General features: G+C 58.9%; 8 protein-coding genes. 5 read left to right on the top strand and 3 right to left on the bottom strand.

Annotated elements, in window-relative coordinates:
• The 3 genes from ACIREA_RS25090 to ACIREA_RS25100 form a co-directional block, all read right to left on the bottom strand.
• Positions 1 to 1,195, bottom strand: a 1,195-nt coding sequence (locus ACIREA_RS25090; protein WP_397385067.1) for a lipase maturation factor family protein, incomplete at its 3' end; no start/stop codon positions are given.
• Entirely contained in the window at positions 1,192 to 1,524 is a 333-nt protein-coding gene (locus ACIREA_RS25095) for a hypothetical protein (protein ID WP_397385068.1), read from the bottom strand. The genes ACIREA_RS25095 and ACIREA_RS25090, both read right to left, overlap by 4 nt.
• A gap of 125 nt (positions 1,525 to 1,649) precedes the next feature.
• Positions 1,650 to 2,561, bottom strand: a complete 912-nt coding sequence (locus ACIREA_RS25100) for an N-acetylglucosamine-6-phosphate deacetylase (protein ID WP_397385069.1) — start codon at positions 2,559 to 2,561, stop codon at positions 1,650 to 1,652.
• Between the two features lie 331 nt (positions 2,562 to 2,892).
• On the opposite strand from ACIREA_RS25100, the gene ACIREA_RS25105 reads away from it, so the two are divergent.
• The 5 genes from ACIREA_RS25105 to ACIREA_RS25125 form a co-directional block, all read left to right on the top strand.
• Positions 2,893 to 3,582, top strand: coding sequence for a MotA/TolQ/ExbB proton channel family protein (locus tag ACIREA_RS25105; protein ID WP_294400131.1), 690 nt, complete (start codon positions 2,893 to 2,895; stop codon positions 3,580 to 3,582).
• 72 nt (positions 3,583 to 3,654) lie between these two features.
• Positions 3,655 to 4,059 carry a biopolymer transporter ExbD gene (locus ACIREA_RS25110; protein WP_397385070.1) on the top strand — a complete coding sequence of 135 codons (405 nt, stop codon included), beginning with the start codon at positions 3,655 to 3,657 and terminating at the stop codon, positions 4,057 to 4,059.
• Between the two features lie 16 nt (positions 4,060 to 4,075).
• Positions 4,076 to 4,816, top strand: coding sequence for a hypothetical protein (locus tag ACIREA_RS25115; RefSeq protein WP_397385071.1), 741 nt, complete (start codon positions 4,076 to 4,078; stop codon positions 4,814 to 4,816).
• Positions 4,813 to 5,058, top strand: a complete 246-nt coding sequence (locus ACIREA_RS25120; protein WP_397385072.1) for a hypothetical protein — start codon at positions 4,813 to 4,815, stop codon at positions 5,056 to 5,058. Before ACIREA_RS25115 ends, ACIREA_RS25120 begins: the two co-directional genes overlap by 4 nt.
• Positions 5,059 to 5,221: 163 nt before the next feature.
• The coding region (locus tag ACIREA_RS25125; protein ID WP_397385073.1) for an AAA family ATPase at positions 5,222 to 5,767 on the top strand (546 nt) is incomplete at its 3' end.

Consider the following 5,767-nt stretch of genomic DNA (forward strand, 5'->3'; position numbering starts at 1 on the left):
GCTTGTATTTAAACTCCAGCGGCAGGAAGAGCGCGCCGTCGTCGCTGACTTCGAGAATGATCTCGGGCCGCTCTTCGGTCATGTCCTGAAAGAGGCCATAGGCATTGAATGAGCGCGTGTGGGCGATGGGGGCGTCGAGCTTCTCATGCAGCACGGCGGGGAGCACCGCCTTGAAGTGGGGGATACGACCGGCCAGGAAGGAATCGGTGGCCAGCAGGGTAATGAGCATCACCGGAAGGACCACTGCCAGCGCAGGCCATTGCGACCAGCAGGCAAAGGACGGGCGCGGGGTTTCGGGATCGATGCGCAGCCAGTGGCGCAGGCGCTTGGGAAACCAGCGGTCATCCAGCAGCGTGATGGCGAGTGCCGCAGTCAGCAGGTCGAAAAAATTGTAGTTCCCCGTGGCGGAGATCATGGCCATTAGCATGAGAAAACCCAGCGCGGCGGTCAGACGTCCCCAGCGGCCAAGGAAAATCGCAAAGGGCAGCCCCAGCTCAATGCCATACATGATCCAGCAGCTCGCCACGTGAAACCAGCGTGGGGCATGGTGCGCGAACCACGACAATCCATTCGGCAGCGGCTGTGTCTCATAATGGTAGAGCAGTGCCGTCATATCCTGCCACGGCAGGTCACCACCGCCGATCTTCACATAACCGGAAAGGAACATCAGGCGGAAGAGCAGCCAGTGCAGGAGAAAGATCGAGCCGCGTGGTGGTTCCGTCGGTCCGCGCCACGACCACAAACGCCATGGCGCGAGGAACAGCGCGAGAAAGCCAGCCTCCAGCAGCAGCGCATCCCACTGGTAGCCCATGAAGATGCCTCCCGTGGTGGCGAAGGAGAGATACCCAAACCACAGCAGCGCTAGCAGCGGCCCCTGCGCCACTCCCACCATCACGAGCACGGCCAGCACGCAGCAGGTGATCAGGCAGCCATGCGCAAAGGCATCGCTGTAATGCCAGTGAAACACGCTGGGCAACTGCCAGAACAGCGTTTGGTGCTCGCGGGCTTCGAAGGCATGGACGTTTTCGAGCAGTGTCTTTGCTGGCAGGATGCCGTTTTCACCCACAAGGCCGTCATACTGTACGCCCCAGGAAAGGAAGGCGATGAGGTAGATGGCTGCCAGAAGGCGTGGGAAGAGCCAGCGGGCGGTGGTGTAGCGTCCGCGATGGGAGTCGAGCCAGAGAAGTGGATTCACATGTTAACCAAAGAATATTTGGATTTGATGCGCTGGCTGAGGCGTTCGCCTTCAGTTTTTTTTGGATTATCGGCAATGAACTTCAGTGCTTCACGGCGAGTAGTGGGCAGCTTGCCGACAGATGACCAAAAACGATAACCGGCCAAAAATAGTAGCTCAGCAGCCTTCCATCCTTCGATATCTTCTAATTTTGGAGCTCTGAACGCTCTTCCCATCATGTGAACCGATTTGGAGCATTGGGGGCAGGTGTGGTTATTTTCTAAAAATTCAGTAGCAGGTCGGCGGCCTGAAATCTTCTGACTCAACCACGTCCTTCGCTGGTGTTCCATGAATAGGTACTCGAGCTTGAAAGACTTACGGCATTCAAAGCATGCGTGTTGAATTCTGTAAGAGTATTTTTTTACTTTCACGGCAGTTCAAAGTTTGGTGTCTCTCCAGATTTGCAGAGACTGGCCTATATTCCAGCAATCGCCATCCGCGGATTCACATCCAGCACCTGCTTCAAATCTGCATCACTCATCCCCAATTCTGCGAACGCATTGGCCTTGATCCTCGGCACGGTGACGGTGCTGCCGACAAAATGCGTGCCATCTGGCGAGCGGGCGACGAGGTCTTCGCCGATGAGAATGTCCCACCCGGCGAGGGTGTAGCGGCCGGGGCCTAGGCGGGCGGCGGAGATGGCATCGGTGACGAAAATGGTGCGCTCCAGGCCGATGCCGGCGAGCCAGTTTTTCAGAACGAAGAAGGGCACGTGCACACCGTCCGGGATGAAGCAGAGCCAGAGGCGGTCGTGCAGGCTGAGGGCGCGCTGGATGATGTTGTCATGGCGGTGCATCTGGATGGGGCAGCCGTTGCCGAGGTGGGTGAACATCGTCAGACCGGCATCGCAGGCGGCACTGAGTTGATCGAGCGAGGGATCGCAATGACCGGCAGAAATAGTAACCCCTTTGGAGGCCAGGAAGGCGGTGGTCTTGCTGCCTTCGTCGTGCTCGGGGGCGAGGGTTACGAGCCTGGCCAGTCCTCCGGCAGCGTCCAAGAGGCGCTTGGCATCGTCCACATTCGCAGGCTTCACCGCCTGCGGAGGGTGGGCGCCCACATAGCCTTTGATGGGATTGATGAATGGCCCCTCAATATGGATGCCGGTGATGATGCGGCGGGCCAGTTCGTCTTTTTCGCGCAATTCGACCAGTTTGCCGATGCGGCGCTCCAAGGTGGGGATTTCATCCGTGATGAAAGTGGCCAGGATGGCAGCGCACCCGTCCTCCGCCAGGGCCTCACAAGCGTGGTGGAGGGATTCGGCGGTGAGATTGTCGCCGTTGAAGTCGGTGCCGGCGTAGCCATTGACCTGAAGATCGAAAGGATTCATGCAGGCATTGGAGCGGGTTAGGGGAGGGGAATCAAGGCTGGGAGGTGATGGGTTTTGGTATGAATGTCACTTGGGAAGGCCATCAGGAGATCGGGAAGGGGACGGCATTTGATGCCATAGATGAGGGGCTTTTTGGTCATTTATACGAGGCTTTCCCCTCCTTTGACCGCCCTGGAATCTTCCCCGCTTGACCTCCGTCCATCCATCCAGTTTATTTCCAGTGTTTACAAGCTATCAGTCTCGGCATAAAACATGCTAGGTATTTCACGTCTCTCCCGAACTGGCGTGTGGTGCCAGTCTTCACCAATTTTCTCTCTCTGATTTTCGGCTCATGATAGATCTTATCTCCAAAGGCGGACCGCTCGTATGGCTCCTCATAGGGTGCCTGTGCTTCGCCGGAGCTATTTTTATCGAGCGTCTGGCCTACTTTCATCGGGCGAGCATGAACGTTGGTGAGTTTCTGGCCGGACTTGCCAGTCTGATCCGCCGCAAAAACTTCGCCGAAGCGCTGCAAGAGTGCGTGGCCACACGGGTTCCTGCCGGGCGGGTGATCCACGCGGCGCTGCTGCGGCATCATGCGCCACGCGAGCAGCTCAAAGAAATCGTTCAGGAGGCGGGTCAGCTTGAAGTGCCTCGGCTGGAGCGCTTCCTCGGCATCCTGAACGCCATCGCGCATGCGGCACCGCTGATCGGCCTCTTAGGCACCGTGATCGGCCTTCTAGACAGCTTTACCAGTCTCTCCTCCGCCAATGGCGTCGCGACACAGGCGGACGTGGCTCGCGGTGTGTATCAGAGCCTGATCACCTCGGCGCTCGGTCTGGTGGTGGCGATCCCGGCCTATCTCTCCTTTGCCTTTCTCAGCGCCCGCGCCCGCTCCCTGATGCATGATCTGGAGCGCGCCGGTATCGAAATCGTGAATCTGATCGAAGACGCCAACAGCACTGACAACATCGTGGAATTCCGCCCGGCGGAAGCCGCGCCTCCGATGACGAAATCGCGTGGCCGCGGGATGAAAGGATAAGCGCCCTCAGCGCATTTTCGGCTGGCCCAACCACTTCGCGCCTCCGATACTGCGCCTACCGCCGTATCAACCATGAAGCTCGAGAGTCATCTGCCCAAGCAAAGCCCCTGGCTGTACACGGTGCCATTGCTGAACACGATCCTGCTGCTGCTGGTCTATTTTCTCCTTACCAGCAACTTTGTGGTGCAGTCTGGCATCAAGGTGGAGCAGCCGCAGTCAAACTCGCGGCTGACGGGTTTTGATCGCGCCCACATCATCACCGTTCCCGCCGGAATGGAGAATGCGCTGTATTTTGATGGGGTGCGCATCACCATTGGAGAGCTGAGGGAAAAGCTCAAGGCGAACCGCGAAGGCGAACGCCGCGTCATTATTCACGCTGACAAGCTGGCACAGCATGGACGCGTGAACGAGATTGGCAACATCGCCCTCGAGCTCGGTTACGAAGTCGCGTATTCCACCGTTCCACCGAAGGCGTAAACCGCCGCAGAATCCGATGCCCACGAAACCGCATTCAACCACGCCTGGGCTGATCTTCGCGTGGGACGTGCGCGATCACTCGATGTGGCGTCTGGTCGGGGCGATGGTGGTGCTGATGGCTGCGATGTCCGGTTTCTTCTTCATCTTCCGCATTGTGCATCCAGTGTCGCAGCGGTTGCCGGTCACGCCGCAGCATGTGATCTCGCTGGATCCCAGAAATCCCGCGGAGCTGGCCCTCATCCACCGCGCGCAGGATCGCAGCTTTGCGCTGTTGAGCGACTCCGACTCCGTGGCGCCGGTCGAAAGCCCGCTGCTGGCCTTTCACCCCTCCTTTGCCGGTCATGAGATCAAGCTGCGCGAACTCGAGCCCGCGACTGCCGCCATTCACCAGCCGCGTCTGTTCACCGCTGCTGCGGATGTGCTGCCGCCGGTGCCACGCCGTGCCGTTGATTCTGTAGCCGTGCCTTCCGCCGCTAAGTTGCTGGCCATCATGAGTCCATCTTTGGCAAAGCGAGGCCCGGCCAATGTAGAACTCAGCGGCATCAAGCTCACCCAGCCCACGCGGGTGCAGTTCCGTGTCGCCATTGGCAGTGCCGGACAGATTGTCACTGCACTGCCGCTGAGCAGTGTCGATGACGCTGAAATCATGCAGCAGCTGAATGCAGCCATTCGCGCGCTTCGGTTCACCCCTTCTGAGGTCAAGCGTGTCGAGTGGGGCGAAATCTCCTTCCGCTGGGAGGTGGCTGCCACGCCATGATTCCCATTCCGCTTGGTGGTTTGATCATTCTGTTCATGGCGGTCGGGGTCACGACGGTCTGCCTGCTGTGGTTTCACAGCTTTTGGCGCGATCGTAAACGCGAAGTCTATCGGCGGCGCATTGCCATCCAGTGTCGCATTTGCGGCACCGCCTATGCATGCGAGGCCAAGCGCAAGATCGACGTCACCATCTGCCCCGTCTGCCATACGCCGAACGAGCGGAACAAGCTGCAGCAGATCTAGACCAGTTCTCGAAAAGACCGTCCTATTTTGAGAGTTGGTCTAAGCATCAATTTGTCTGCGCTGGCGAATGCAGGCTTGCTTTCCAGCCGGCAGATCGACGACACTTGAAGGTATAAATCTCCCTCTTGTGTCCTCACGCGCATCCCATTCCCCCACCGACGCCATGCTGCCCGCCGCCACTGCTCTGCAAGCGTCCCAACAAATCGAAACCATCATCGCTAGCGTGTCGCAGATCATTCTTGGCAAAGAGAATGTCGTGCGCCTCGCGGTGACCTGCCTGCTGGCACGCGGGCACCTGCTGTTTGAAGACCAGCCCGGCGTCGGTAAAACAATGCTCTCTCAGGCTCTCGCGCAGGCGCTGGGTCTGGGGTTCCGCCGCGTGCAGTTCACCAGCGATCTCCTGCCTGCGGACATCCTCGGCGCTTCAGTGTATGACCGGGACACGGCGGCGTTTCATTTCCATCGCGGCCCGGTCTTCACCCAGGTGCTGCTGGCGGATGAAATCAACCGCGCCACGCCCAAGACCCAGTCAGCTTTGCTGGAAGCCATGGAGGAAGGCAAGATCACGGCGGACGGTTCCACACATCCTTTGCCGGAACCGTTCTTTGTCATCGCCACGCAGAATCCCTCTTCGCAAATCGGCACCTTCATGCTGCCGGAATCGCAGATGGACCGCTTTCTCATGCGCCTCGCGCTCGGAGTTCCTGAT

It is taken from the genome of Prosthecobacter sp., assembly GCF_044373815.1.
In the GTDB taxonomy this organism is placed as follows: Bacteria; Verrucomicrobiota; Verrucomicrobiia; order Verrucomicrobiales; family Verrucomicrobiaceae; genus Prosthecobacter.

What these genes read in the sequence shown, in the direction of transcription:
- ACIREA_RS25120 (WP_397385072.1), top strand. Translation starts at nt 4,813, where the DNA reads ATGATTCCCATTCCGCTTGGTGGTTTGATCATTCTGTTCATGGCGGTC.
- ACIREA_RS25105 (WP_294400131.1), top strand. Translation starts at nt 2,893, where the DNA reads ATGATAGATCTTATCTCCAAAGGCGGACCGCTCGTATGGCTCCTCATA.
- ACIREA_RS25100 (WP_397385069.1), bottom strand. Translation starts at nt 2,561, where the DNA reads ATGAATCCTTTCGATCTTCAGGTCAATGGCTACGCCGGCACCGACTTC.
- ACIREA_RS25095 (WP_397385068.1), bottom strand. Translation starts at nt 1,524, where the DNA reads ATGGAACACCAGCGAAGGACGTGGTTGAGTCAGAAGATTTCAGGCCGC.
- ACIREA_RS25115 (WP_397385071.1), top strand. Translation starts at nt 4,076, where the DNA reads ATGCCCACGAAACCGCATTCAACCACGCCTGGGCTGATCTTCGCGTGG.
- ACIREA_RS25110 (WP_397385070.1), top strand. Translation starts at nt 3,655, where the DNA reads ATGAAGCTCGAGAGTCATCTGCCCAAGCAAAGCCCCTGGCTGTACACG.